Origin of the sequence: Arthrobacter sp. C9C5 (assembly GCF_013359735.1) — a bacterium.
Taxonomy (GTDB): domain Bacteria; phylum Actinomycetota; class Actinomycetes; order Actinomycetales; family Micrococcaceae; genus Arthrobacter.
On record NZ_JABFMX010000008.1, the window covers coordinates 20,145 to 44,947 of the forward strand.

General features: G+C 66.3%; 19 protein-coding genes and 1 tRNA gene. 7 read left to right on the plus strand and 13 right to left on the minus strand.

Annotation, left to right across the window (positions count from 1 at the left end; translation table 11 throughout):
* Nucleotides 1–28: 28 nt before the first annotated feature.
* Together HNO80_RS07865 and HNO80_RS07870 are read right to left on the minus strand one after the other, a co-directional pair.
* Nucleotides 29–1,345, minus strand: a complete 1,317-nt coding sequence (locus tag HNO80_RS07865; RefSeq protein WP_175322293.1) for an ABC transporter substrate-binding protein — start codon at nucleotides 1,343–1,345, stop codon at nucleotides 29–31.
* Nucleotides 1,346–1,558: 213 nt separating this feature from the next.
* Complete coding sequence (locus HNO80_RS07870) at nucleotides 1,559–2,638, minus strand: GmrSD restriction endonuclease domain-containing protein (protein ID WP_217500708.1); 1,080 nt, start codon at nucleotides 2,636–2,638, stop codon at nucleotides 1,559–1,561.
* A gap of 397 nt (nucleotides 2,639–3,035) precedes the next feature.
* On the opposite strand from HNO80_RS07870, the gene HNO80_RS07875 reads away from it, so the two are divergent.
* Nucleotides 3,036–5,249 (plus strand): discoidin domain-containing protein, encoded by a 2,214-nt coding sequence (locus HNO80_RS07875; protein WP_175322294.1) that lies wholly within the window; start codon nucleotides 3,036–3,038, stop codon nucleotides 5,247–5,249.
* A gap of 59 nt (nucleotides 5,250–5,308) precedes the next feature.
* Here the strand turns inward: HNO80_RS07875 and HNO80_RS07880 are convergent, their stop codons facing one another.
* From HNO80_RS07880 to HNO80_RS07890, 3 genes are all read right to left on the minus strand, one after another.
* Nucleotides 5,309–6,235 (minus strand): AEC family transporter, encoded by a 927-nt coding sequence (locus HNO80_RS07880; RefSeq protein ID WP_175322295.1) that lies wholly within the window; start codon nucleotides 6,233–6,235, stop codon nucleotides 5,309–5,311.
* A 165-nt stretch (nucleotides 6,236–6,400) separates the two neighbouring features.
* Complete coding sequence (panD, locus tag HNO80_RS07885) at nucleotides 6,401–6,829, minus strand: aspartate 1-decarboxylase (protein ID WP_175322296.1); 429 nt, start codon at nucleotides 6,827–6,829, stop codon at nucleotides 6,401–6,403.
* A 70-nt stretch (nucleotides 6,830–6,899) separates the two neighbouring features.
* A complete protein-coding gene (locus HNO80_RS07890) occupies nucleotides 6,900–7,808 on the minus strand; it encodes a LysR substrate-binding domain-containing protein (RefSeq protein WP_175322297.1) in 909 nt (302 codons plus the stop codon).
* Between the two features lie 140 nt (nucleotides 7,809–7,948).
* Here HNO80_RS07890 and HNO80_RS07895 point away from each other — a divergent pair, with 140 nt between their 5' ends.
* Both HNO80_RS07895 and HNO80_RS07900 read left to right on the plus strand, forming a co-directional pair.
* Nucleotides 7,949–9,412: an amino acid permease gene (locus HNO80_RS07895; RefSeq protein WP_175322298.1), complete on the plus strand. Its 1,464-nt coding sequence runs from the start codon at nucleotides 7,949–7,951 to the stop codon at nucleotides 9,410–9,412.
* Between the two features lie 250 nt (nucleotides 9,413–9,662).
* On the plus strand, nucleotides 9,663–13,223 hold the full coding sequence (locus tag HNO80_RS07900; RefSeq protein WP_175322299.1) for a bifunctional proline dehydrogenase/L-glutamate gamma-semialdehyde dehydrogenase: 3,561 nt from the start codon (nucleotides 9,663–9,665) through the stop codon (nucleotides 13,221–13,223).
* Nucleotides 13,224–13,380: 157 nt separating this feature from the next.
* Here HNO80_RS07900 and HNO80_RS07905 read toward each other — a convergent pair whose 3' ends face one another.
* On the minus strand, nucleotides 13,381–13,737 hold the full coding sequence (locus HNO80_RS07905) for a hypothetical protein (protein WP_175322300.1): 357 nt from the start codon (nucleotides 13,735–13,737) through the stop codon (nucleotides 13,381–13,383).
* Nucleotides 13,738–13,955: 218 nt separating this feature from the next.
* Nucleotides 13,956–14,810: a LysR substrate-binding domain-containing protein gene (locus tag HNO80_RS07910; protein WP_175322301.1), complete on the minus strand. Its 855-nt coding sequence runs from the start codon at nucleotides 14,808–14,810 to the stop codon at nucleotides 13,956–13,958.
* A 159-nt stretch (nucleotides 14,811–14,969) separates the two neighbouring features.
* Between HNO80_RS07910 and HNO80_RS07915 the strand changes: the two genes are divergently transcribed.
* Nucleotides 14,970–16,334: an MFS transporter gene (locus HNO80_RS07915; RefSeq protein WP_175322302.1), complete on the plus strand. Its 1,365-nt coding sequence runs from the start codon at nucleotides 14,970–14,972 to the stop codon at nucleotides 16,332–16,334.
* Nucleotides 16,335–16,444: 110 nt separating this feature from the next.
* On the opposite strand, the gene HNO80_RS07920 is transcribed toward HNO80_RS07915, so the two are convergent.
* From HNO80_RS07920 to HNO80_RS07930, 3 genes are all read right to left on the minus strand, one after another.
* The gene (locus HNO80_RS07920; RefSeq protein WP_175322303.1) at nucleotides 16,445–17,605 is read right to left on the minus strand and encodes a N(5)-(carboxyethyl)ornithine synthase; all 1,161 of its coding nucleotides are present in this window, start codon (nucleotides 17,603–17,605) and stop codon (nucleotides 16,445–16,447) included.
* Nucleotides 17,602–17,751, minus strand: a complete 150-nt coding sequence (locus tag HNO80_RS07925; RefSeq protein ID WP_175322304.1) for a hypothetical protein — start codon at nucleotides 17,749–17,751, stop codon at nucleotides 17,602–17,604. Before HNO80_RS07925 ends, HNO80_RS07920 begins: the two co-directional genes overlap by 4 nt.
* A gap of 108 nt (nucleotides 17,752–17,859) precedes the next feature.
* A tRNA-Gly gene (locus HNO80_RS07930) sits at nucleotides 17,860–17,933 on the minus strand.
* Between the two features lie 744 nt (nucleotides 17,934–18,677).
* Here HNO80_RS07930 and HNO80_RS07935 point away from each other — a divergent pair.
* From HNO80_RS07935 to dcd, 3 genes are all read left to right on the plus strand, one after another.
* On the plus strand, nucleotides 18,678–20,150 hold the full coding sequence (locus tag HNO80_RS07935) for a sugar transferase (protein WP_349627277.1): 1,473 nt from the start codon (nucleotides 18,678–18,680) through the stop codon (nucleotides 20,148–20,150).
* A gap of 188 nt (nucleotides 20,151–20,338) precedes the next feature.
* A complete protein-coding gene (locus tag HNO80_RS07940; RefSeq protein ID WP_175322305.1) occupies nucleotides 20,339–20,782 on the plus strand; it encodes an SRPBCC family protein in 444 nt (147 codons plus the stop codon).
* Between the two features lie 66 nt (nucleotides 20,783–20,848).
* On the plus strand, nucleotides 20,849–21,457 hold the full coding sequence (dcd, locus tag HNO80_RS07945; RefSeq protein WP_175322306.1) for a dCTP deaminase: 609 nt from the start codon (nucleotides 20,849–20,851) through the stop codon (nucleotides 21,455–21,457).
* Here dcd and HNO80_RS07950 read toward each other — a convergent pair.
* The 3 genes from HNO80_RS07950 to HNO80_RS07960 are packed head-to-tail and all read right to left on the minus strand — an operon-like array spanning nucleotide 21,454 to nucleotide 24,578.
* Nucleotides 21,454–22,650 carry a cation:proton antiporter gene (locus tag HNO80_RS07950; RefSeq protein WP_175322307.1) on the minus strand — a complete coding sequence of 399 codons (1,197 nt, stop codon included), beginning with the start codon at nucleotides 22,648–22,650 and terminating at the stop codon, nucleotides 21,454–21,456. The genes dcd and HNO80_RS07950 overlap by 4 nt on opposite strands.
* 5 nt (nucleotides 22,651–22,655) lie before the next feature.
* Nucleotides 22,656–23,138 carry a cation:proton antiporter regulatory subunit gene (locus tag HNO80_RS07955; RefSeq protein ID WP_175322308.1) on the minus strand — a complete coding sequence of 161 codons (483 nt, stop codon included), beginning with the start codon at nucleotides 23,136–23,138 and terminating at the stop codon, nucleotides 22,656–22,658.
* Between the two features lie 39 nt (nucleotides 23,139–23,177).
* Nucleotides 23,178–24,578 (minus strand): MFS transporter, encoded by a 1,401-nt coding sequence (locus HNO80_RS07960; RefSeq protein ID WP_175322309.1) that lies wholly within the window; start codon nucleotides 24,576–24,578, stop codon nucleotides 23,178–23,180.
* Nucleotides 24,579–24,803: the final 225 nt, after the last annotated feature.

A 24,803-nucleotide genomic window follows, 5' to 3' on the forward strand; every position in this document is an offset into this window, starting at 1 on the left:
AGTGCCGGATCGTGGTGGCCGGGAGACCCTATTGGGCGGCGTAGAGCGACTTGGCTTGGGCTTCCAGGTTCTTGACGTCCACGTTGCCGTCCTTGATGAAGGACTGCAGCGCCGGGATCATGACGTTGTTGGCCATGGCCGGCAGCGCGTCACGGTCAAAGAACTGGCTGATGCTCTTGGCGTTGGAGATGACGTCGGCCATCTTCTTGGTCAGGGGCGAAAACTTGGACGTGTCGGCACCCTTGGCGGCGGCGATATTCGAGCTGTCCACGGAGGCGTAGACATCCTGGCCCTCGGGGGTGCCGAGGTAGGCCAGGAAGTCCTTGGCCGACTGGTTCTGGCCGCCCTTCTTGGACAGCAGGAGCCCGTCGATGGGAGCCTCAACGGCGTCCCGGCCCTCCACCGCCAGCTCGGGGAACGGGAAGAAGTCGATGTCGGCGGCGACGGTCTTGTCCGTGTACTGCTGGGTGAGGAAGGACCCGAGCAGGTACATGCCGGACTTCTTGGCGCCGAGGTTCTTCGCCGAGTCCTGCCAGGTCATGCCGAGGGCATTGGGGTTCTGGAAGGGCAGGAGTTCCTTCCAGGTGTCGAAGACATCGCTGACCTTCTTCTGGTCCCAGGATTCCTTGTGGGCCGTGAGGTCCATGTGGAACTGGTAGCCGTTCAGGCGCATATTCAGGTAGTCGAAGGTGCCCATCGCCGGCCAGCCGTCCTTGTCGGCGAACTCGATCGGGATGAGGCCGTCGGTCTTCATTTTCTTGGCCAGCGCGGTCAGTTCGTCGAAGGTGGTGGGGACCTCGTAGCCCTTTTCCGCCCAGAGGCTCTTCCGGTAGAAGAACCCCCAAGGGTAGTTGTAGTTCGGGACGAAGTACATCTTGCCGTCGGCGCCGGTGGAGGCCTTCTTCATGGCCTCGGAGTAGTTGCCCCCGATCTTTTCCCAGACGTCGTCGATCGGCGCCAGCAGACCCTTGCCCGCGTAGTACTGCATGCGATATCCGGCAAACCAGGTAAACGTGTCGTCGGGGCTGCCTTGCAGGTAGGTGTTGATCTTGTTCTGGAAGTCGTTGTGCGGAACGACGTTGGTGGTCACCGTGATCCCGGACTTCTTGGTGAATGCATCAGTTACGGCCTTGTACGCGGCCTTGGGGACCTCATCCGACGAGCCCGAACCGAAGGAGACCGTTTTGCTGGCGCTGGCGGACGGGCCGCTGCCGCCCGTGCATGCGGCCAGCAACGGGGCGCCCGCCATGGCGATGGCACCCGCGCCGAACGTCTTCAGCAGCGTCCGCCGGTCCCACCCGCCCTGGCTGGAGGCTCGGCGCAATGCGTCTTCTGGCATGGTCATGATTTCTCCTTTGAAACTGCGCGGGTGGTGTGAAGCAGCTCACATAATTATCTATCATAATCGCACAATAAGGAACGTCAAGAGGCAAAAGAGAACATGACGGAACGCGTTAACGGGACCAAGTAGTGGATGTTGCCGATGATCGGCAGCTGGAACGCCGGTGCGTTGACCGGCAACAGTGGTACGGGCCGGCGGCGGAAGCCGGCCAGCAGGCTATTCGCAGCCGATGCCGTCGCCGTCTCGGTCAAATTTGCTGCTGAAACCGGGCTGTCCCCGCCGGATCGGGGCCGCGCCGGCAGCCCGGACGGCCGTGCAATTTGCGTAGTAAACCGAGGGAGGCGCGGGCGCCGCCGGGGCCGCGGCTTTCGGTGAAGAGGGCGCCGCGGCCGCCGGTGGGGCCGCCTCGGGGGCCGCAGGCTGCCGGCTGGTGGGGGCCAAGGCGCCCGGGCAGTCAGCCAGGATCCGCGCCATCGCGTCGTGCTCGGCCCGGGTGACCCACAATGCGTAGCTGGCCTTGACCGAGATCTGGCGCGCCACGTAAGCGCAGCGGTAAGGCTTGCTCGGCGGCAGCCAAGTGGCGGCGTCGCCGTCGCTCTTCTGCATGTTCGCCGGCCCGTCCACGGCCAGGAGGTTGAGCGGATCGTTGGCGAAGGCGAGCCGCTGGGCCGCACTCAGCCGCTGTGCGCCTTTTTGCCAGGCGTCACTGAGGGCCACGACGTGGTCGATCTGGACCGCGCTGCTGGTGCCGGCGCCGCGGAGGAAGTTGATGAGCTTCGCGGTGTAGGGGTCCTTCAGGATCCCGGAGAGCACCACGCAGCCCCGGGTTCCGGGCTTGAGCGCTTCCGCCGTGAGGTCGCGGCGCAGCGTGTCGTTGCGGGTGTCGCAGCCGTTCCGGTCGACGTCGGCCCAGGCCTGGCCGAACTGGTCACGGGAGTACCCGGTCTTGGGCGCCCTGCCCTTGACCGGCAGCGTGGCCAGCACCTCGAGCGCCTTGCTGGCGTAGGCCGGCTGCTTATGCGGAGCCGACGCCCCGGTCAAAGCGGCCGAGGGCGCGGCAACCGGCGTCGGCGCGGGACGGGAAGTGGCGGGGGAGGACCCGGGGGCCGCCACGCCGGGTGATGCACTTTCGACGAGGGACTTTCCTGGGGCAGCTGCGGGTCTTGCGCAGGCGGTGGACGAGACCAGCAGCAGCCCGGCGACGCCGCAGGCGATCCAGTCGATGCCGCCCCTGCGGCGGCCGGTAGCCGATGAGGCTTCCCCGTTATCGGTGCCGCCAAATCCAATGCTGCGCAATACTTCCCCCACTACTTGCCCGTCTGCGGGCCGGTGTCCGGCCTTTCACAGCCTACCGGCGGAGTCCCCGGCGTCGGGCCGGTGCCACGCGGGGTTGTCCCGGCGGGCCACGGGCGGCTCCGTCAAGAACCGCCAAGTCAGGAGGCGCCAAGTCCGGACCCGCTAAGTCACGATGCAGGCCCGGCGTAACGCAGGCCGTCATAATGCAGGCTCGGCAGGGTGGAAGTAAGGGCAACAGGGCCGTAGATAATTCCAGCGCGTCCGTGCAGACTGGGGTTTGATCGCCATCAACCAGCACAGCAATGGACCTTGGGGCCGGTGGCGTGCGGCCTGCGGCCGGGGCTGCCCCAGCAAGCTCCCCAAGCCTTGAACGGACCACACCGGATCTGAGGATGCCATGGCGCCTGACCCTGAGCGCAAGAAACGGACCCTGCTGCCCTCCCGGCGCGCAGTCCTGATGTCAGTCGCGGGCCTCGCTGCAGTGGGCATTTGGCTCGGTTCGACCGTTGCGTTGCGCAGCGCGCCGCCAGGGCCGCTTCCGCACGCCGACGGAATCATTAGCATCGAGATGGACAACCTGGTGAACAAGTTCGATGGCCACCGCGCCATGGGAGTTGGCGTCGACGGACTCGAAGAAAACGAAATCGACCGGGTCTGGTCGCCAACAAATGTCCAAGCCATGAAATCAGCCGGCTTCGGCCCGGTGAGTTACCGACTGCGTACCGAACTGGGCGTTAAGGCATGGCACTGGAACCCGCGCGGCACGTGGAGCCAGCCGGACAAAGAGCAGGGGTACTGGACGTCCTCCGCGGAGCCTGCGGAGGACTACGGCGTGTCGTACGGCTACCGCCTTCCCCGTCGCGGCAACACCATCGATCAAGGAAAGAACAGTGGGCACTCGCGCTTGAACGACGGCGACGTCGAGACATTCTGGAAGAGCAACCCCTACTTGGACTCCCACTTCACCGGAGAACCTGACAGCCTCCATCCGCAGTGGATCATGGTCGAGTTCCCGCAGGCCCTGCCGATGGACACCGTCCGCTTCGACTGGGGTACCCCGTACGCCGCCAGCTTCAAGGTGCAGTACTGGACCGGCCGCGACGCGCGCTTCCCCGTCGACAAGGGCAACTGGCGGGATTTCCCCCAGGCAGTGCAGCGGGGAACCGGGGGGTCGCAGACGGTACGGATCGCGTCCACGCCGATTAACGCCCAATACGTGCGCATCCTGTTCACGGCGGACTCGAACACCGCCCCTGCCGGGTCCCGCGACATCCGCGACCGGCTGGGGGTCGCCGTGCGCGAAATCTATATCGGGCAGCAGCAGGCCGGCACGTTCCTCGACCACGTGCGGCACCGGAAGTCCCACCGGCAAACGGTCATGTGGACCTCCTCGACCGACCCGTGGCACAGCAAGGACGACATGGACAAGGACTACGAGCACGCCAGCTTCGAGCGGCTTTTTGCCAGCGGGATTACCAAGGGCGAGCCCATGATGGTCCCGGTTCCCGCCCTGTACGGAACGCCCGACGACGCCGCGGCCCTGGCCCGCTACCTCGGTAAGCGCGGCTATCCGATCAAACGGATCGAGATCGGTGAGGAACCGGACGGTCAGCTCGCCCAGCCGGAGCACTACGCGGCGCTGTATGTCCAGATGGCCGCCGCCATGAAGGCCGTGAACCCGTCCCTGGAGTTCGGCGGCCCGGGTTACCAGACCACACTGCCCGACTGGGTGCACTGGCCGGACGACAAGGGGGTCCGGTCGTGGACCGGCCGCTTTGTCTCCTATCTGCGGCACCGCGGGGCGATGTCCGACTTCGACTTCTTCTCCTTTGAGTGGTACCCCTTCGACGATGTGTGCGCCAATCCAGCCGGGACCCTGCCCCAGAACCCGGAGTTGCTGAGGCAGCTGCTCAAACGTGAGGAGGATGCCGGCCTGCCGGCCGAGGTTCCCAAGGTCATCACGGAGTACGGCTATTCCTCCTTCGTTGGCCAAGTCGAACTGGAGCTGCCCGGCGCCATAGTCAACGCGGAGACGTCCGCGATGTTCCTGGCGATGGGCGGGGAGAGCAGCTACTTCTACGGGATCGAACCGAATTGGGTGTTCCAGGACGAAGTCGGCGAGAAATGCGACACGCGGGGCAACCTGATGCTGTTCCAGTTCTACGATGAGTGGAAAATCCGCCCCGTGGCGGCCTTTCAGGCAGCCAGGCTGGTGAACCACAACTGGCTGGAGGCCGGCACCGGCAGCCACACCATGTACAACACCAGCAGTGACGTGCGTAATGCGAAGGGACAGGAGCTCGTCACTGCCTATACGGTGCGACGCCCTGACGGAAAACTCAGCGTGCTCCTGTTCAACAAAGATCCCAAGCGGGCCATCACCGTTCGGCTGATGCAGGAAAAAGACGGCAACTCCCAAGCCGTCGAGGGCGGCCTTGAGCTCGACCAATACTCCGCAGAGCAGTACAAGTGGAACCCGTCACACGGCAGGGGCAACGGGGGGCATCCGGACCCGAATGACCCGCCGGTGAGCACCACCGTGGGCACGGACATGCACGCCACCATAACGCTGCCGCCCTACAGCATCTCAGTGGCTACGGCCCCGGGCTAAGGCGCTACGCATCACACACGTGCCCGCCGGCGTCGGCCACCGCCGTCGCCGGGTCCTTCTCAGGCGAGGAGCAGGGCCACCCCGATCATGCCGGGGACGGCCACCACGGTGGTGATCAGCACGGTGTCTTTGGCGACGGTGAGCCCGGTTCTGTACCGGTTGGCCACCACAAAGACGTTCTGCGCCGTGGGCAACGCGGAGGTCACGACCACGGCGAAGAGCGCCTGGTCGTGGAGGCCAAGGGCGAACCGGGCGAAGAGGAAAGCCAGCAGCGGGTGGACGATGAGCTTGAAACCGCTGGCCAGCAGGGTGTCGGTCCGGCGTTCGGCCGAGGCCTGCAGCGGCCGGGAGCCGTTCAGGCTCATGCCGAAGGACAACAGCATGGCCGGGATCGCGGCGCCTCCGATCAGGTGGATGGGCTGTAAGACGAGCGGGGGAACCTCCCAGCCCGTCCCGGCCACCAGCAGCCCGAGCCCGGAGCCAACGATCATGGGATTCCGCAGGATCATCAGGGCGAAACTCAGCGGCGTTGTCCGGTGGGCGCTGGTGGTGGCATCCAGGATCATGAGGAACAGAGGCGTGAAGAAGGCCAGCTGGAAGATCAGCAAGGGCGCCACATAGCTGGCGTCGCCCAGGACATATACGGCGATCGGAATGCCAAGATTGGCGGAGTTGGCCAGGGACGCGCTCATGGAGGAGACCAGGGCTTCGGGCAAGGAGCGCTTCAGCAGAAGGCGCACGACGCCGAAGTAGATGGCCGCCGTCGTGACCGCACCCACCGCCGTCACCAGCAGCGGAGCGGCGAAAACGTCATTGAGCCTGGCTTTGCTGAGCGTCTCGAACAGCAGGGCCGGGCTTGCCACGAAGAATGTCAGCGCGCTCAAGACGGAGCGGGCGTTGTCGCCCAGAATGTTGCGCCGGCCGACGAACATGCCGACCAGGATGATGAACCAGACGACGAAGAAGCCGGCCAGGACGCCTAGCACGCGGCATTCCGTGACGGCATGGTCGGGGAAAGGGTGTCGGACACCGTCCCACAATAATCAGATTTTCCCGCCAACCCTTCAAGGGCTGGCAACGGGGCGACATGTACGTGCCCGCACGGGAGCGTGCGTCCCGGGAACCTTTCGGCGGGGCCTGCGGCTGGGTCGTTAGTTCAGCGCGGCGTTGTTCAGTGCGTGCGGCGGGCGCATCAGGCCGGCGGTGTGGCCTTCGGCGGGGTCGCTGCCGACCTGGATCACCTTGTTGTCCTTATCCACATGGACCACCTTGGGGGTGTAGGCCTTGGCCTCTTCCGTGGTCATCTGGGCATAGGTGATCAGGATGACGATGTCGTTTTCGTGCATCAGGTGAGCGGCCGCGCCGTTGATGCCAATGACGCCGGAGCCGCGCTCACCGGCGATCGTGTACGTCTCAAGCCGGGCACCGTTGGTGACATCAACGATCGCCACGAGTTCACCTGGCAGGATGTCGGCGGCCTCCAGCAGGTCCAGGTCCACGGTGACCGAGCCGACATAGTGAAGGTCCGCGTGGGTGACCGTGGCGCGGTGGATTTTGGACTTGAACATTGTGCGATTCATAACGTCACCAGTCTAGCGCCGGCGCAGGCGGCGCGCTGTGAGCCAGGAAACACCGCCGCGGAGGCCAATGTCAGGCCGCGGGGGCGATGGAAGCGGCCGTCTCGGCGAGGACCTCGCGGGCCGCCAGGATGGCCGGGCGCGTAGCGCTGGAGCGGCGGACGGAGGTGAAGACGGTGCGGTGGGGATCCCCCGGGAGGTCGATCAGTTGCGCCGTAGTGCCTCGCCCGGTCCAGACCAGGTCCGGCATCAGCGCCACCGCATTGCCCGACTCGATCAGCCGGATCTGGGCCTGCAGGTCGGCGGTCTCAAAGCGCACGTCCGGCTCGAACCCCGCGCTCCGGCAGGCCTGCTCGGCCCAGTGCCGGGACGCCGCACCCCGGGGTTCCATCACCCAGGACATCCCTGCGGTGTCGGCCAGGGAGGTGACGGTGGGTCGGTCCGGCGAAGCGGGCGGCACCGCCAGCCGGATCGCGTCGCCGGTCAGGCGGATCCGGTCCAGCTCCTCGTAGCGGGGTGCCGCATGGCCCGGATACTGCTCCGCGATGACCAGGTCGAAGTCCCGCGCCCAGGTTTCATGGAGGGCCGTTTCGGGTTCGCGTTGGATCATCTCGATCCGGACCTCCGGGTAGCTGGCTGACATCCGGGTCAGGGCATCGGGCATCAGGGCCAGGGCCGCGGATTGGAAGACGGCGATCCGCACCGTTCCGCTCACGGTGGTCAGCGAGGCTGCGAGGTCGGCCTCCGCCTGCTCCAGGGTCTCCAGCAATTGCGCGGTATGGGCGACCAGCACTTCGGCCTGCGGGGTGAGCTGCACCCGGCGGCCCGTCTTCCGCAGGAGCTCGACGCCGGCTTCCTTTTCCAGCAACGCCAGCTGCTGCGAGACCGACGAGGGGCTGTACTGCAACGCTTCGGCGACTTCGGCGAGGGTGCCCCGGATCTTGAGTTCGCGCAAGAGGCGCAGCCGCCGGACGTCGAGCATCGCTATTCCTTTGTGAATTCTAATGGTTATTGATTAGGAGAATTCACTTTATCTAATGCAATCCGGCTTGCATACTGTTGTCACTGAGTTACCCCCATCACAGGGGATTGATGGGTGCCACTTCCGAGCAGGAGACCCTGATGAGCACCAGAGATTTAACCAAATCAATCATGCGGCGCAAGCCTATCGACGACATCGAAGAAGAGAACAAGCACAGCGGCCTGTTCAAAAGCCTTGGCCTCTGGCAGCTGACGGCCATTGGCGTCGGCGGCATTATCGGCGTCGGTATCTTCTCGCTCGCGGGCCTCGTGGCCCACGGCAGCGAGAGCGAACCCGGCGTCGGCCCCGCCGTGCTGTTTTCCTTCCTGATCGCCGGCCTGGCTTCCGCGGCCGCCGCCCTGTCCTACGCTGAATTCGCGGGCATGATCCCCCGCGCCGGCTCGGCCTACACCTACGGGTACGTGGCACTGGGCGAGGTGATCGGCTGGTTCATCGGCTGGGACCTGCTGCTGGAATACATTGCCATTGTGGCGGTGGTGGCCATCGGCATCTCCGGCTACTTCGACGCGTTCCTCTCCGGCATCGGCATTCACATGCCAACCTGGATGACCTCGACGTTCGACGAGGGCAAGGGCGGCATCGTCAACATCCCCGCGATTGCCGTCTGCCTGCTCGTGACCTGGATCCTCTCCCGCGGCACCAAGACCTTCGGGCGCTTCGAGCTCGTGGCCGTCGCCATCAAGGTTGTCCTGATCCTGTTCATCATCGGCCTGGGCATTTTCTACATCAACACCAACAACTACAACCCGTTCATGCCCAGCGGCTTCGGCCCGGTGCTGGCCGGCTCCGCCACCGTGTTCTTTGCCGTGTTCGGCTACGACGCGATGAGTACCGCTGCGGAGGAGGCCACGGACGGCAAGAAGCACATGCCGAAGGCGATCATCCTGTCCCTGATCGTGGCCATGCTCCTCTACGTCGCCGCGACCCTGGTCCTCACCGGCATGCAGAACTACCAGGACATCGATCCCAAGGCCGGCTTCGCGTCCGCCTTCAACGGCGTCGGCCTGCCGGTGATCGCCACGATCATCTCCGTCTTCGCCGTGCTGTCCATCCTGACCGTCATGCTGACCTTCCTGCTCGGCGTCACCCGCGTCTGGTTCTCGATGAGCCGCGACGGGCTCCTGCCGGGCTGGTTTGCCAAGACCGACCGCCACGGCACCCCGCAACGCGTCACCTGGATCGCGGGCGTGGCTTCGGCGGTGCTGGCCGGCGTCTTCCCGATCAAGGCCGTGGCCGACCTGACGAACATCGGCATCCTGGCCGCGTTCGTCGTCGTCTGCCTCTCCGTGATCATCTTCCGTTACAAGCGCCCGGACGCCCCGCGCACCTTCCGGCTGCCCTTCATGCCGGTGGTTCCTCTTTTCGGCATGCTCGCGTCCGCGTTCCTGATGCTCCAGCTGCACTGGGAGACCTGGGTCCGGTTCGGCGTCTGGCTGGTCGTCGGGCTGGCCATCTACTTCGGCTACGGCCGGAAGCACTCGCTGATGAACCCGGACAGCCCGCGGCATGAAGAAGCCGTGGAGATGCACCGCCACGTCGGCTGACCGCCCACGCTCCCTCACTTTCTGCGGCCCTTATCCGGACGCTCCCTCAGCTCCGGCCCAATTCCGGCGAACCCTCTCTCACCTCGTGGGGGGAGGGTTCGCCGTTTGCGTGCCGGAGGTGAGGGAGGGTCGCCGAAACGTGCGATTTTCCTAACCAGTATTGCTCAGAAAACATCGCTTTATCTTATGAAAATCCGGTCGCATACTGAATCAAGAACGGTCCACATATTGAGAAAGAACGAGTGCCACCATGACCAACACCTCAACGGAATCCGGCCTAAACGCCGGTGCGCACGCGGGCAAGGAAGCCACGCATGCCGCCGTTTCGGAAGGCTCGCCCGTGCTTGAGGCTGCAGCCCTCGCCGAGGAGGCCATCTCGCTGGTCCGCCGCTGGCTTACCGAGGCCGCCAAGGTTCCGGTTGACGCCTCTGCGGAGCAGCTCGCGGGCGTCCTGAAGGATCCGAACGGCCTGGACTTCACCGTCGGATTCGTCGACGGCGTCGTGCGCCCCGAGGATCTGCAGGTGGCCGCCCGCAACCTCGCCGCCCTCGCCCCCAAGGTCCCCGCGTTCCTGCCCTGGTACATGCGCAGCGCTGTCCGCCTCGGCGGAACCATGGCCCCGGTACTGCCGCAGGTGGTCATCCCGATCGCACGCCGGGTGCTCCGCGAAATGGTCGGCCACCTCATCGTCGACGCCACCGACGCCAAGCTGGGCCCGGCCATCGCGAAGATCCGCAAGGACGGCATCAAGCTGAACGTCAACCTCCTCGGCGAGGCAGTGCTCGGCGAACACGAGGCCTCCCGCCGGCTCGAAGGCACGCACGCCCTGCTTGCCCGGCCCGATGTGGACTACGTCTCGATCAAGGTTTCCTCCACCGTGGCCCCGCACTCCGCCTGGGCCTTCGACGAGGCCGTGGAGCACGTGGTCGAAAAGCTCACGCCGCTCTTCACCCGCGCCGCGTCATTTGCAGCCGGCGGACAGAAGGCCAAGTTCATCAACCTGGACATGGAGGAATACAAGGACCTGGACATGACCATCGCGGTCTTCACCCGGATCCTGGACAAGCCCGAGTTCAAGAACCTCGAGGCCGGCATCGTGCTCCAGGCCTACCTGCCGGACGCCCTCGCCGCCATGATCCGCCTCCAGGACTGGGCTGCCGCCCGGCGCGCCGACGGCGGTGCCGCCATCAAGGTCCGCGTGGTCAAGGGCGCCAACCTTCCGATGGAACAGGTCGAGGCCTCCCTGCATGACTGGCCGCTCGCCACCTGGAACACCAAGCAGGACTCGGACACCAACTACAAGCGCGTCATCAACTACTCGCTGCACCCGGACCGGATCCGCAATATCCGGATCGGCGTCGCCGGCCACAACCTCTTCGACATCGCCTTCGCCTGGCTGCTGGCCAAGCAGCGCGGCATCACGGATACCGCACAGCAGGGCATCGAATTCGAGATGCTGCTCGGCATGGCCCAGGGCCAGGCCGAAGCGGTCAAGCAGGACGTCGGCTCGCTCCTGCTCTACACCCCGGTGGTCCACCCGGCCGAGTTCGACGTCGCGATCGCCTACCTGATCCGCCGCCTCGAAGAGGGCGCCAGCCAGGACAACTTCATGTCCGCCGTCTTCGAACTCAGCGAGAACGAATCGCTCTTCGAGCGTGAGAAGCAGCGCTTCCTCGCCTCCCTCGCCAAGCTCGACGACGAGGTCCCGGCCCCCAATCGCCGGCAGAACCGCGCCCTCCCGGCCGCGCCGATGCCGCACGACTCGTTCGAGAACACCCCGGACACCGATCCGTCGCTGCCCGCGAACCGCGACTGGGGCCGTGCCATCCTGGGCCGCGTGGCGACGTCGACACTCGGCAACGCCGCCGTCGAAGCAGCCACCATCAACGACGAGGCAACGCTCAACGCCGTCATCGACACCGCCCTCGAGAAGGGCAAGGCGTGGGGCGCACTCTCCGGCGCCGAGCGCGCCGAGATCCTGCACCGCGCCGGTGACGTGCTCGAAGCCCGCCGCGCCGACCTCCTCGAGGTGATGGCCAGCGAAACCGGCAAGACGATCGACCAGGGAGACCCCGAGGTCAGCGAAGCCGTGGACTTCGCGCACTACTACGCCGAGGCGGCCCGCAAGCTCGACGACGTCGACGGCGCCACCTTCGTGCCGGCGAAGCTGACCGTGGTGACGCCGCCGTGGAACTTCCCGGTGGCCATCCCGGCCGGCTCGACCCTCGCGGCACTCGCCGCCGGGTCCGCCGTCGTCATCAAGCCGGCCAAGCAGGCCCGCCGCAGCGGCGCCGTGATGATCGAGGCCCTGTGGGAAGCCGGTGTACCGCGCGACGTGCTCACCATGGTGCAGTTGGGCGAGCGTGAGCTCGGGCGGCAGCTGATCGCCCACCCCGCCGTGGACCGCATCATCCTGACCGGCGGCTACGAGACGGCCGAACTATTCCGCTCCTTCCGCAAGGACCTGCCGCTGCTGGCCGAAACCAGCGGCAAGAACGCCATCATCGTCACCCCGAGCGCCGACCTGGACCTGGCGGCGAAGGACGTTGCCTACTCCGCCTTCGGCCACGCCGGCCAGAAGTGCTCGGCGGCGTCGCTGGTCATCCTGGTGGGCTCCGTCGCGAAGTCCAAGCGCTTCCACAACCAGCTGATCGACGCCGTGACCTCGCTTAAGGTCGGCTACCCGGAGGACCCGGCCAGCCAGATGGGCCCGATTATCGAGCCGGCCAGCGGCAAGCTCCTCAACGCACTGACCACCCTCGGCGAGGGCGAGGCCTGGGCCGTGGAGCCGAAGCAGCTGGACGACTCCGGCAAGCTCTGGAGCCCGGGTGTGCGCCACGGTGTCCGGCGCGGTTCCTACTTCCACCTCACCGAGTTCTTCGGCCCGGTGCTCGGCGTCATGACCGCCGAGACCCTGGAGGAGGCCATCGCGATCCAGAACCAGATCGAGTACGGACTGACCTCCGGCCTGCACTCGCTCAACTCGGACGAACTGGCACTCTGGCTGGACACCGTTGAGGCCGGAAACCTCTACGTCAACCGGGGCATCACCGGCGCGATCGTGCAGCGCCAGCCCTTCGGCGGCTGGAAGAAGTCCGCAGTGGGTGCCGGCACCAAGGCGGGCGGCCCCAACTACCTCGCCGGACTCGGCGAATGGGTCAGCAAGCCCAGCACCGCGGCCGAGACCGGGGCGGCGGCCCCGGTGCCGCTGCACTCCGGCGTGCGCCGGATCGAGGACGCGGCCAAGGGTTTCCTGACCGCCGAGGAACTGGCGCCGCTGCAGCGCTCGCTGGCCTCCGATGCCCTGGCCTGGGCCGGGGAGTTCGGCACCGCCAGGGACGTCTCCGGGTTGAGCGCCGAACGCAACGTGTTCCGCTACCGCCCGCTGCCGGTCACGGTGCGCCTCTCGGAAGGGAAACCGCTTGGTGAACTCGTCCGGACCGTTGCCGCCGGCGTCCAGGCGGGATCGAAGCTCGCGGTGTCCAGCGCCGTCGAACTGCCGTCCCAGCTGCGCGCCGTACTGTCCGGCCTGGGCATCGCGATCACGGTGGAGAACGACGCCGAATGGCTTACCTCCGTAGCCCGGCTCGCCGCGGCAGCGAAGCCGTCCGTGACGCGGATCCGCCTGATCGGCGGGGACGCGAAGGCGCTGGCAGAGGCCACCGGCGGCCGCCCCGACCTGGCCGTCTACTCCCACCCGGTCACGGAGGCCGGGCGGGTGGAGCTGCTGCCCTTCCTGCACGAGCAGGCCGTCAGTATCACGGCGCACCGCTTCGGCACCGCCAACCACCTCTCGGACGGCCTGGTCTGACTCTCCGGGCCTGGTCTAGCTTTCCCGGGCCGGCCCTGGGGCCGCCGGGGCAGGTAGTTTCCCGTCAGACAGCATCGCCGCCGCGACCGCACCAGTGTGCGGCGCGGCGGCGATGGCCGTTTAAGGGGCGTGCGGTTCCAGCAGCCGAATCCGGTTCTCAGCCGAGATACCAGCCTGGCGGCACCCAGGACGCCGGGACGGCGTGCGCGGAGAAGTCTTCGCATCCCGAGCAGAAGTAGGTGACCTCGCCCAGTTTGCTGACGGAGCCATCCCGGCGGTGCTTGGCGGGAACGAACGTCTCGAGGTACACGAACTCGTCCGTCCCACACCGCTCGCAATAGGGGATTCCGACGAAGTCGTCGTCGCTCCGGGCGAGGGGGGCGTGCGGGTCGAGCCGGCCGAGGCTGAGATGCGGCACGTTCTCGAGGCGTGCCGTCGCCGCCAGCGGCCGGGCGGGATTCAGCGGGCGGCCGGACCGCACTGTGGGGTGGGGGCGGTTTATGGCTGGCGTCATTGCTGGCCTATCCCGAGCGCTTTCCGCCGTTGCCGCTCGGAGCGGCAGGGGAGTGCGTTCGTTTTTCGAATAGTGGTGGCGGGCCTCTGCTTGACCTTCAACAAGGTCAGGATAGGGCAAGTACCACCGGTGTTCAATGGGTGCGTACCGAGCGGTCCGGCTGAGTAGTTTGGGGGTAGGTACCGGGTCCCGGCTGAGTAGGTACCCGGGTAGGCGTGCTAGGTGGAGCGGTTGAGGGCCCGGCCAACAATGGTCTGGGTGAGCGCTTCAATGACCTCGGTGTTGGCCAGCGGGTTGCGGATCAGGGTGAAGTCGACGTCGCCGACGGGCGGCAGGTCGAAACGCCGGGTGATGATTTTCAGGTCCTCCGGAACCAGCGAGGACGGCATCACGGCGACGCCGATGCCGGCCCGGACGGCGGCGAGCACGCCGCTGATCTGCCGGGTGGTGCAGGTGATGCGCCAGGTCCGGCCGGTGGCTTCGAGGGCGTCGATGGCCAGCTTCCTGCTCAGGCTGGGCGCGGGGTAGGCGATCAGCGGCACCGGGTTGCCCGGGTCCAAGACAGTTTGCTCAAGCCCCACCCAGGAGAAGGAGTCCTGCTGGACCACGGTGCCGTCCTTGGCCCCGGCGACCCATTTGACGAAGACGAGGTCCAGCTGGCCGGCATTGAGCCGTTTGTAGAGCTGGTCGCTTTGGCCCACCGTGAGTTCGAGGTTGATCTGCGGGTAGATCTGGCGGAACTCGCGCAGGATCCGGGGGAGCCCGGTGATCGCAAGGTCGTCCGCTGTGCCGAAGCGCAGCCGGCCGCGCATGGCCGATCCGGAGAAGTAGCGGGCGGCGGAATCGTGGGCGGCGAGGATGTTGCGCGCGAAGCCGGCCATGGCATCGCCGTTGTCCGTCAGGCGCACGTCGCGGGTATCGCGGGCTATCAGGGTGCGCCTGGCCGCGGCCTCCAGTTTCCTGACGTGCTGGCTGACGGTCGGCTGCGCCAGCCCGAGGCGTTCCGCCGCCCTCGTGAAGCTGAGCGTCTCGGCCACCGCCAGGAAGGAGCGGAGCTGGGCGGGTTCAAACATGCCGGCCCCCGGTCAGTGCGCCTCTTGCTCGGTCCACCATCGCCCCCAGTCCATTGCATTTCGTGATGCTAGTTATGCGCGGAATAGCCTTCCATTATCGATTGCGGCCAGCTTAGCGTTAAGGCAACCCCCATAGCCCCATTCCCCTGAGGATCTTCCGTGCCACCCCCTCCGCCTCTCCAGGCCGCCGATGCCCAGCACGACCACCCCGCGCAGGTCTCGCTGCCACCCGTCACCCAGCCGGTCGGCGTCGTCAGTGAGCGGCTGCCGTGGCGGCACACCTTCATTTCACTCAAGGTCCGCAACTTCCGGATCTTCGCGATCGGGCACTTCATCGCGGTGGTCGCGCTGTGGATGCAACGGATCGCCCAGGACTGGCTGGTGCTCCAGCTCTCCGGTTCCGTCACCGCCGTCGGCGTCACCGTGGCCCTGCAGTTCCTGCCCTCGCTTCTTATCGGCCCCTGGGGCGGCATGATGGCCGACCGCTTCGCCAAGCGGAAAATCCTGATGCTGTGCCAGTGCGCGGCCGCGGTCCTGGCGGCAACCCTCGCAAGCCTGGCCCTGACGCAGCGGATCGAGGTGTGGCATGTCTACACGATCGCGCTGGCGCTGGGTCTGGTCACGGTGCTGGACCAGCCGGCCCGGCAGGTCTTCGTCAACGAACTCGTGGGACCGGCGTATCTGCGGAACGCCATCAGCGTGAACTCCACCATCTTCCAGCTCGGGGGCTTGATCGGACCGGCCGTTGCGGGGGTCCTGCTCAGCGCGGTCGGGGCGGGCTGGGCGTTCGCCGCCAACGCGGTGGCGTGCTGTTCCACGCTGACCATGCTCCTGGTCCTGCGCAGGGACGAGCTGCACCTCACGCTCCCGGCCGCCAAACGGAAGGGCATGCTCAGAGAGGGGCTGCGCTACGCCCTGGCCAAGCCCACGATCTACTGGCCTTGGCTGATGGCCGGCTTCGTCGCGGTGTTCGCGATGAGCCTGCCGGTGCTGCTGGCGGCCTTCGCCGACCACGTGTACCACGCCGGTGCGGGCGGCTACGGGCTGCTCAACTCCCTGGTGGCACTCGGGGCACTGGCCGGGGCCATCACGTCCGCCCGGCGGCGGCAGCTCCGGCTGCGCCCGGTCGTCCTCGGCGCAGGAATGTACGGGCTGATGCTCTGCCTGGCCGCCGCGGCGCCCTCGAAGGAGTGGTTCGGCGCGGCCATGGTGCTGGCCGGCTTCTGGTGCCTGATGTTCCTCACCGCGGCCAACCAGCTCGTCCAGGTCAGCGCCAACATGGGAATCCGCGGCCGGGTCATGAGCCTGTACATCATGGTGCTGATCGGCGGGCAGGCGATCGGCGGTCCGCTGATGGGATGGCTGGCAGAGCACCTGGATCCCCGCACGGCGATCCTGGTTTCCGGCGGCGTGCCGGCGCTGGCGGCTGCGGCGGTCGCCGTCGTACTGGCCCGGCGTGGCGAGCTGACGCTCAAGGTGGACCTGAAGGACCGGCGGCGCCTGCTCCGGATCGCCCCGGCCTAAGCTTTCCGCGCCGGCTACGGCTTTTCGCGCCGAAAACGGACAGCCGCTACACGGATCGGCGTAGCGGCTGTCCGTAAACGGCGCAGAAAACCGGGTGTGGCGCGACGCTGCTAGCTGGCCACGGGCAGGTGCGGGTACCCCGGCTGCCGCTGCTGGAACTCCAGCACATCCGGGTTGAGCACCACGCCGTCGCGGATTTCAATCGCGCGGCGGATGGTTTCGTTGCTGTCCCAGGCCGCGGGCCCGGCGAGCACCGTCTCCAGGAACGGCAGCAGCGCCTCGCTGATCTCGGAGCTGGCCGAGTTCCAGAGGTAGGACGGGCTGTGGTCCACCGCGTAGTAGTCGATGTGGTCGCCCACCGGAAACATGGGCTCGGTGAAGGTGGTGGTCTTCGCCCAGCTGAAGCCCATGCCCTCGTCGCAGGACACGTCCACGATCAGGCTGCCCGGCCGGAAGGCGTCCAGGTCTTCGGTGCGCAGGTAGGTCAGCGGAGCGTTCGGGTCCTGCAGGGTGCAGTTGACCACGATGTCGCTCTCCGCGAGGAAGGGCGCCAGCGGCACCCGGCCCCGTTCGGTGATGACTTCGCTCAGGAACGGCGCCTCGTTGTCGTGGTCGAACTGCGCGATCCGCACCGAGTGGATGGGTGAACCCACCGCGGCGACTCCGCGGTTGGTCAGCACCTGCACGTCGTGGACGCCGTGGGCGTTGAGGGCCGTCACTGCGCCGCGGGCGGTAGCGCCGAAACCGATGACGACGGCGCTCAGCCGGCGGCCGTAGTCCCCGGTGGTACCGGTCAGGGCCAGGGCATGCAGCACCGAGCAGTAGCCGGCCAGCTCGTTGTTCTTGTGGAAGACGTGCAGGCCGAAGCCGCCGTCGCTGGCCCAGTGGTTCATCGCCTCAAACGCGATGAGCGTGAGCTTCTTGTCGATCGCCAGCTGGGTGATTGCCGCATCTTGGACGCAATGCGGCCAACCCCAGAGGACCTGCCCGTCACGCAATTCGGCGAGGTCCTCCGGCTGCGGCTTGGGCAGCAGCACGACGTCGGCCTCGGCCAGCAGCTGCGCCCGCGGCACGATTCGTCCGACCAGGCCGGCCAGCTGGGCGTCCGGGACGCCGAAACGCTCGCCGTAGCCTTCTTCCAGGATCAGGTGCCGCCTGAGCTCCGGGGCAATGCGTTCAAAGTGCCGGGGATGGATGGGAAGGCGGCGTTCGTCAGGTTTGCGCGTGGTGGCGAGGACGCCGAGGGTGAGGTGGTTCGGGGAACCGGTCACTTCTTTTTGGGGCTCGCCGTCTTGGCGGCGGTCACTTTGTCGAGGGAGCTGGGCGGCGCCGCGGCGGCCCTCTTGTCAGCGCGCTTTTCCTTGATGGACTTGCTGGATTTCTTGGATGCTGCTTGACGGGGGGACTTGTCAGCCATGATTGCTCCTGTAGCGGAACCGAAGAGGTTCCTGACTCCTGACGATACAGGTAGCTACCTAACCGGCTCCGGTGCAGTGGTCGGCCGGCGCCGGAGTGGGGGACGAACTGGAGCGGCTGACGGGAATCGAACCCGCGTATCAAGCTTGGGAAGCTAGCGCTCTACCATTGAGCTACAGCCGCAGTGGGACCAGCCAATGATCTGGCCAATAATCCCGGCGAAAACAACGAGATTTACACTACCGCAGTCTGAAGCCCACTTGGAACAGCCACACCGGGGTCATTCTGGCGTCGAGATCAGGGCCGCTCAGGCCGCCACCGGCTTCCGCGACCGTTGTCAGGTGGTTCGTCGTTGGCTTTTCCAAGTAGTGGGCACACCATTCTGGGCCGTGATCCGACAAGGCATCTGGTTGCTCGGGAAGCAAGAGGAACGACGGGGCACAGAGGACAGGGAGCCGCGGAAAACAGGCTATGCAGGGCTAGCTCCGGGAGCACTTCGCTCCACCAAATTCAGGATGGATCCGACTTTCAACGGGTAGACCCATCTCAGATGCGCGTAATACCTGCCTCCACTGTCGCGTGGTCATAGGGCAAAAAGAGGTAGCCCACACTCGTGTGCCCCCAAAAGTCATCCACTTTACTAGGGGAGATCGCAGCCAACCCCTAGCCGCTAGAAGGTCTCACCATGGTTCCTGGAGCGCTTATCCCTGTTCATGTTGTTCGGCTATTGGATATAGGCCCGTGGCCGGGTTCCGGCTCAGGCAGCGTCGATCCCCTCTCTCAAAGGGTTGAAGAGGCTACCGGCTCCGCGCGGCGGCGGTCATGAGCGAAGTCAAACATCGCCGGCCATTGCACGCAGCGGCCCGGTTGGCCGCCCCAGCGAGCATCCCGCAGCGCAAGCAGGCTTCGGCGAGGCCCCAGCACTCCGTGTGGGACGACGAATCCCGGATTGACATGGCGGCCTCCAGGAGGGCGGTCTCACTTCGGTGGAGGAACTTCGCCAACCGCCTGCGAATCACCGACGCGGCCGCCATTACCGTCGCGGTGGCTTCGGCTTACGTGTTCAGGTTCGGCTCCGAAGCAACAACCCCGGCCGGGGCGGAATTTGAAGCGAAGTATCTGGTGGTCTCCACACTGCTCCTTGTTGCCTGGATCGCTTCCCTCGAGATTTACCACACCCGCGATTGCCGGACGTTTGGTGTCGGCGGGGCCGAATACAAAAGAGTTGCGCAGGCCACCCTCAAACTATTCGGCGCCCTGGCCATTGCGATGGTTTTCGTCCATTTTGAAGTGGTTCGCGGCTACTTCGCTGTGGCGTTGCCCCTGGGGCTGCTGCTGCTTACCGGCAACCGCTGGCTTTGGCGCCGGTGGTTGAACCGCAAGAGGGCGGAAGGCAAGTACCTGTCACGGGTGATAGTGATCGGAGACCGGACCGACGTCGAGTACGTCATCAACCAGATCGAAAAGAACCCGACCGCCGGCTACGAAATTTCCGGAGTGGGGCTGCCGACCCTGGAGAAGTCCACCGAGCTCCGGTCGCCTTGGTACCGGATCCCGGTCGTGTCGACCTTGGCCGATGTGTCGAGGATGGTAGAAGTCGCGGGCGCGGACGCCGTCATCGTCGCGGGACGGTTACCCGGTGGCAGCAAGTACATCCGGGAGCTGGGATGGAAGCTGGAGGCGACGGCGACGGAACTCGTCCTGGCTTCCACCCTCACCAACGTTGCCGGTCCCCGAATCCACTGGCGCCCGGTCGATGGATTGCCGCTCGTGCACGTCGAGCTTCCCCAATATGCGGGCGGCAAGCACGTTCTCAAGCGCGTCATCGATATCGCCGTCGCTTCGCTGGCATTGCTGGTGCTGTCGCCGCTCATGCTGGTTCTCGCCATCATCGTCAAACGCGACAGCGCCGGCCCCATCTTCTTCCGCCAGTTGAGGGCAGGCAGAAACGGCGAGCCCTTCTACATGCTGAAGTTCCGTTCGATGGTCCAAACCGCCGAAAAGGATCTGGATTCCCTGCGGGAACTCAACGAAGGCTCCGGACTGTTGTTCAAAATCCGGAACGACCCGCGGGTCACCAGGTGCGGACGCTGGATGCGCAAGTACTCCTTGGATGAGCTCCCGCAGTTCTGGAACGTACTGACCGGTGAGATGAGTTTGGTCGGCCCTCGACCGCCGCTGCCATCGGAAGTTGAACGGTATGAGAAGTTCACCAACCGCCGGCTGCTCATCAAGCCTGGAATAACCGGATTGTGGCAGATTAATGGCCGTTCCACTCTCCCGTGGGAGGAGAGCGTCCGGTTGGATCTCTACTACGTGGAGAACTGGTCGCTCACCGGCGACCTAATCATCATGTGGAGAACCTTCCGGGCCATGCGCAGCCCCGTCGGCGCGTACTGAGGGAGGGAGTTCCGCGTCGAGCTCGGTCTCGCCGTGATGCCCGGCCACCCACCCCGTCGGTAACTCTTCGGTAAAGGCCTGCCGCACAGGGGTGGTGTGCCGGGCCCTGCTGGGTACCCTGAAGGGGTTAGCTGCAGTCTCCGGGGAACGGGCTACGTCCATTAGCCGTCCGCCTAACGAGGATTTCCGTGGCCTTTGCCGAGTACGAAGTCGTGGTCCAACGCGACGCGATGAGCGTTTACAACTTCCTGCTGGATCCCCGGAACCTGGTGTCCTGGCGGGACGGGATCAGCGGCGTGGAACTTATCTCCGGCGCGGCAGGCTCCATGGGGGCGGTTTACCGCCCGTTCTTTGCCGGCACGGCGCAGCCGGCGGTTGCGGACTTCGAACTCACTGCGACCCGGCCCGGAGCCGAGATCCAGTTCCAAGTCATCGCCGGACCGGCGCGTCCGCACGGCGGCTACTACCTCAGCACAGAGGGCGGCAGCACCCGCGTCCGCTTCGCGCTCCGGTACCGGCCGCCGGGCGCCGGGGTCCTGATGTATCCAAAGGTGCGCCGGGCCATGAAGGCGCAGGTCGCCCAGCTAGAGCGGCTCAAGGCCGTGCTGGAGCACCAGCGGGCCGCCGCGTAGGGCCTCACGGCAGTAACACTTGCCCCACGCGGACCAGCCGGCAATTACTGGGGTATTTTTGATCCTGTGCTGATCTCTGACCGCGACATTCGTACCGAAATCGATTCCCAGCGGATTGTGCTGGAGCCGTTCGACCCTGACATGGTTCAACCTTCGTCGGTGGACGTGCGGATTGACCGCTTTTTCCGGCTTTTCGACAACCACAAGTACGCACACATCGACCCCGCCGAGGACCAGCCCGAGCTGACCCGCCTGGTGGAGGTCGACGCGGGCGAGCCGTTCATCCTGCACCCGGGCGAGTTCGTGCTGGGCTCCACCTACGAGACCGTCACGCTGCCGGACGACATCGCAGCGCGGCTCGAGGGTAAGTCCTCGCTGGGCCGCCTTGGCCTGCTGACGCATTCGACAGCGGGGTTCATCGACCCGGGATTTTCCGGACACGTCACGCTGGAGCTCTCCAACATGGCCACCCTGCCGATCAAGCTCTGGCCGGGCATGAAGATCGGGCAGCTCTGCTTCTTCCGGCTGTCCTCGGCCGCCGAACACCCGTATGGTTCCGGCGAATATGGCAACCGCTATCAGGGCCAGCGCGGCCCGACGGCAAGCCGCAGCCACCTGAACTTCCACCGCACAGAGATCCAGGACAGAGATCTAGGCAGGCCGGAAGGGTCCTAGCCCGCGGGCCGGACCGGGAGTGCGGTGCGCTTGGCCGGGCGGCGCAGCATCCGCACGACCGGCTCCACGAAGCGGGCCGCCAGCGGACCCATCACGGCCATGATCAGCACATAGGCGGTGGCCAGGGCGGCGAGCTCCCTGGGCACCACGCCGGAAGCCACCGCGAGCCCGGCGATCACAATGGAGAATTCTCCGCGGGCGATCAGGGCCGCCCCGGCACGGAAGCGGCCCGGCAGGGCGATGCCGGCCCGCTTGGCTGCCCAGATTCCGGTGATCATCTTGGTGGCCGCCGTCAGGACGGCCAGGACCAGGGCCCAGCCAAGCACGGGCGGGATGGAGGTCGGGTCCGTGTTGAGGCCAAAGACCACGAAGAAGATCGCCGCGAAAAGGTCGCGCAGGGGTTCGAGGATCCGTGTGGCGCTGTGCGCGGTGGCTCCGGAGATCGCGATCCCGAGCATGAAGGCGCCGACGGCGGCGGAGACCTGCATGGCGGCGGCCAGTCCCGCGACCAGCAGTGCGGCCCCGAGCAGGTTGAGCAGGAACACCTCGGAGTTTTCGCTGTGGACGGCCTTCGACACGTGGTGGCCGTGCCGCAGGGCGACCACCAGCACCAGCGTGACGACGGCGAGGGAGATCCCTACCGTCTGCAGCCCCACCAGGAAACTGACTCCGGCGAGCGTGGCCGTCAGGATTGGCAGGTAGACGGCCATGGCCAAGTCCTCGAAGACCAGGATGGACAGGATCACGGGTGTCTCGCGGTTACCGATCCGGCCGAGGTCCGTGATGACTTTCGCGGCGATCCCGGACGAGGAAATGTAGGTGACGCCGCCCATCACCATCGCCCCCACCAGCCCCCAACCCAGGAGCAGCGCCAGGCCCGCCCCCGGCAGGAAGTTCAGCACGAGGTCCAGCACGCCGGCCTGCCAGGACCGCCGCAGGCCCGTCACCAGCTCGGCCGCCGTATATTCCAATCCGAGCATAAGCAGGAGGAGGATGACGCCGATCTCACTGGAGAGATGTGCGAACTCGTGCATCCCTTCCAGCTTGACCAGGCCGCCGGCCCCGAAGAACAAGCCGCCGACGAGGTACAGCGGAATGGGGGACATGCCGATCCGCCCGGCCAGCCTGGCCAGCAGGCCTAGGCAGAACACGACGGCCCCCAGTTCGATGAGGGTCAGGGCGAGCGGATCCATGCCGCTTATCCGTTGCGCAGGATGCTGGCTGCCGTGTCCAGGCCTTCTTGCGTTCCCACGGCGACGAGGAGGTCGCCGGGGTGCAGGACGACGTCGGGGCCCGGCGAGGGGAGGACTTCGCCCTCGCGCATGATGGCCACGATCGAGGCGCCGCTGCGGGTCCGGATGCAGGCTTTGCCCATGGGCTGGTTCTGGAAGGGGGAATCCGCGGCGATGGAGAACTGCCGGGTGACGATCCCGGGGACCTCCCGGTGCGCTTCGGACAGCTGCATGGCGAGGCGCTGTCCGCCCAACAGGTTGCCGAGGGCGGCGGCCTCGTCGGCGGTCAGCGGGATGGAGGCCTGGCAGGTGTCCGGGTCGTCCCAGGTCGAGACGATCAGCTCGGTCTGGCCCTCGCGGTACTCGACGACGCCGATCCGGCGTCCCGAGGCGGTCATGAAGTCCTTGCGCCGGCCCAGGCCGGGAAGGTCAGTCTCATCCACGTTCATGCCTCCAGCCTAGTGTGCTGGCGGGTTTTTGGGGCGGGTTCAGGTCCCCGGCACGACGGCGATTTCCGTCTTGCCCGGCGGCTTGACGGGCAGCATCACCAGCAGTCCGGCCAGCAGGACGACCATGATGCCGAGGATGCCCCAGCGCTGCGCTTCGCCGGGCGCAACCAAGGGCGTCGCGACCGTGATGCACAGGGTGAAGAGCGCCGGCGCCAGGAAGCTGACGGCCCGGCCGGTGGTGGCGTAGAGGCCGAAGAGCTCGCCTGATTCACCGTGCGGCGCGAGCCGGGCCAGGTAGGCGCGGGACGAGGACTGGGCCGGACCCACGAAGAGGCACAAGAACAAGCCGAACACCCAGAACGTCGTGCTGCCCGCCCAGTCCATGCCGAAGAAGGAATAGTTTCCGTTCCCCAGCGCCAGGAGCACGCTACCCGCGAGCAGCAGGCCGACCAGCGAACCGATGATGACCGCCTTGGGCCCCACCCGGTCGTCCAGGAAACCGCCCAGCAGCGCGCCAACCGCGGCCACAACGTTGCCGAAGATGGCGAAGAAGATGACCTGCTTGAGTTCGAAGCCGAAGGTGCCGGCGGCGATGATCCCGCCAAAGGTGAACACCGCGGCCAGCCCGTCGCGGAAGATGGCGCTGGCCAGCAGGAAGTAGATGGTGTGCGGGCTGGTCCGGTAGATGGCGCGGATGCGGCGCACGAGCAGGCCGTAGGAGGCGAAGAACCCCAGACCGGACTGCCGGGCCTTGGGTACTTCCGGGACTGCGAGCATCACCGGAATCGCGAAGACCAGGAACCAGAGCGCGGAGAACACCGCGACGAGGCGGATGTTCAGGCTCTCCTCGGTGGACGCCCCGAACCAGTCGATGCTGGGCTGGACGAAGAGCTGGAGCACGATCAGCAACGCGACAATGCCGCCGAGGTAGCCCGAGGCCCAGCCGAAGCCGCTGATCTTGCCGATGTTCGCGGGCGTGGAGATCTGGGCGAGCATGGCGTTGTAATTGACGCCGGCGAATTCGAAGAACACGTTGCCAAGCGCGATCAGGGTCACCCCGAGGAGCAGGAATTCGGGACGCGGGAAGACAAAGAAGCAGAGCCCGGTCAGCAGCGCGACGGCGGCCGTGTTGACCCCCAGCCACAGTTTGCGGCGGCCTCCGCTGTCCGAACGCTGGCCGGTGACCGGGGCCAGCAGGGCGATGGCCGCCCCGGCGATGGCCAGGGCGGAGCCGAGGACTGCCGAGGCTTCGTCTTCGCCGCCGAAGGCCTTGGAGGTCAGGTAGACGGTGAAGACGAAGGTGGTCATGACCGCATTGAAGGCCGCGGAGCCCCAGTCCCAGGCGGCCCAGGCCACGACCCGGCCCTTGCCGGTGGCGTGGCTGCCGGACTCGAGTTCCGAGGCCGGATGCATGGCCTCGGGGGCGGTGGCGGAGTTCATAGCCTGAATGTTAGCCGTCCGCGGCGGGCCGCCGACGGAGAAACGGCTAGGCAACGCCGGGTCTTAGTTGCCGGGTCGGTGGCACCGCGGCTCCACCGGCCGGCGTCCTCCGCGCACGTCACCGTAAAAACAATTTGTGCACGCTTGGTAAACTGGCCGCACCGAACCTAACCAACTGCCCCGCCTGCTCCAACTTTTTGACAATCGAATTCCTGACGTTGCGGA

Bases quoted from the DNA above. Each gene is read 5' to 3' on its own strand.
- HNO80_RS07865 (WP_175322293.1), bottom strand. From the start codon at position 1,345: ATGACCATGCCAGAAGACGCATTGCGCCGAGCCTCCAGCCAGGGCGGG.
- HNO80_RS07875 (WP_175322294.1), top strand. From the start codon at position 3,036: ATGGCGCCTGACCCTGAGCGCAAGAAACGGACCCTGCTGCCCTCCCGG.
- panD (WP_175322296.1), bottom strand. From the start codon at position 6,829: ATGAATCGCACAATGTTCAAGTCCAAAATCCACCGCGCCACGGTCACC.
- HNO80_RS07890 (WP_175322297.1), bottom strand. From the start codon at position 7,808: ATGCTCGACGTCCGGCGGCTGCGCCTCTTGCGCGAACTCAAGATCCGG.
- HNO80_RS07895 (WP_175322298.1), top strand. From the start codon at position 7,949: ATGAGCACCAGAGATTTAACCAAATCAATCATGCGGCGCAAGCCTATC.
- HNO80_RS07900 (WP_175322299.1), top strand. From the start codon at position 9,663: ATGACCAACACCTCAACGGAATCCGGCCTAAACGCCGGTGCGCACGCG.
- HNO80_RS07905 (WP_175322300.1), bottom strand. From the start codon at position 13,737: ATGACGCCAGCCATAAACCGCCCCCACCCCACAGTGCGGTCCGGCCGC.
- HNO80_RS07910 (WP_175322301.1), bottom strand. From the start codon at position 14,810: ATGTTTGAACCCGCCCAGCTCCGCTCCTTCCTGGCGGTGGCCGAGACG.
- HNO80_RS07925 (WP_175322304.1), bottom strand. From the start codon at position 17,751: ATGGCTGACAAGTCCCCCCGTCAAGCAGCATCCAAGAAATCCAGCAAG.
- HNO80_RS07950 (WP_175322307.1), bottom strand. From the start codon at position 22,650: ATGGATCCGCTCGCCCTGACCCTCATCGAACTGGGGGCCGTCGTGTTC.
- HNO80_RS07955 (WP_175322308.1), bottom strand. From the start codon at position 23,138: ATGAACGTGGATGAGACTGACCTTCCCGGCCTGGGCCGGCGCAAGGAC.
- HNO80_RS07960 (WP_175322309.1), bottom strand. From the start codon at position 24,578: ATGAACTCCGCCACCGCCCCCGAGGCCATGCATCCGGCCTCGGAACTC.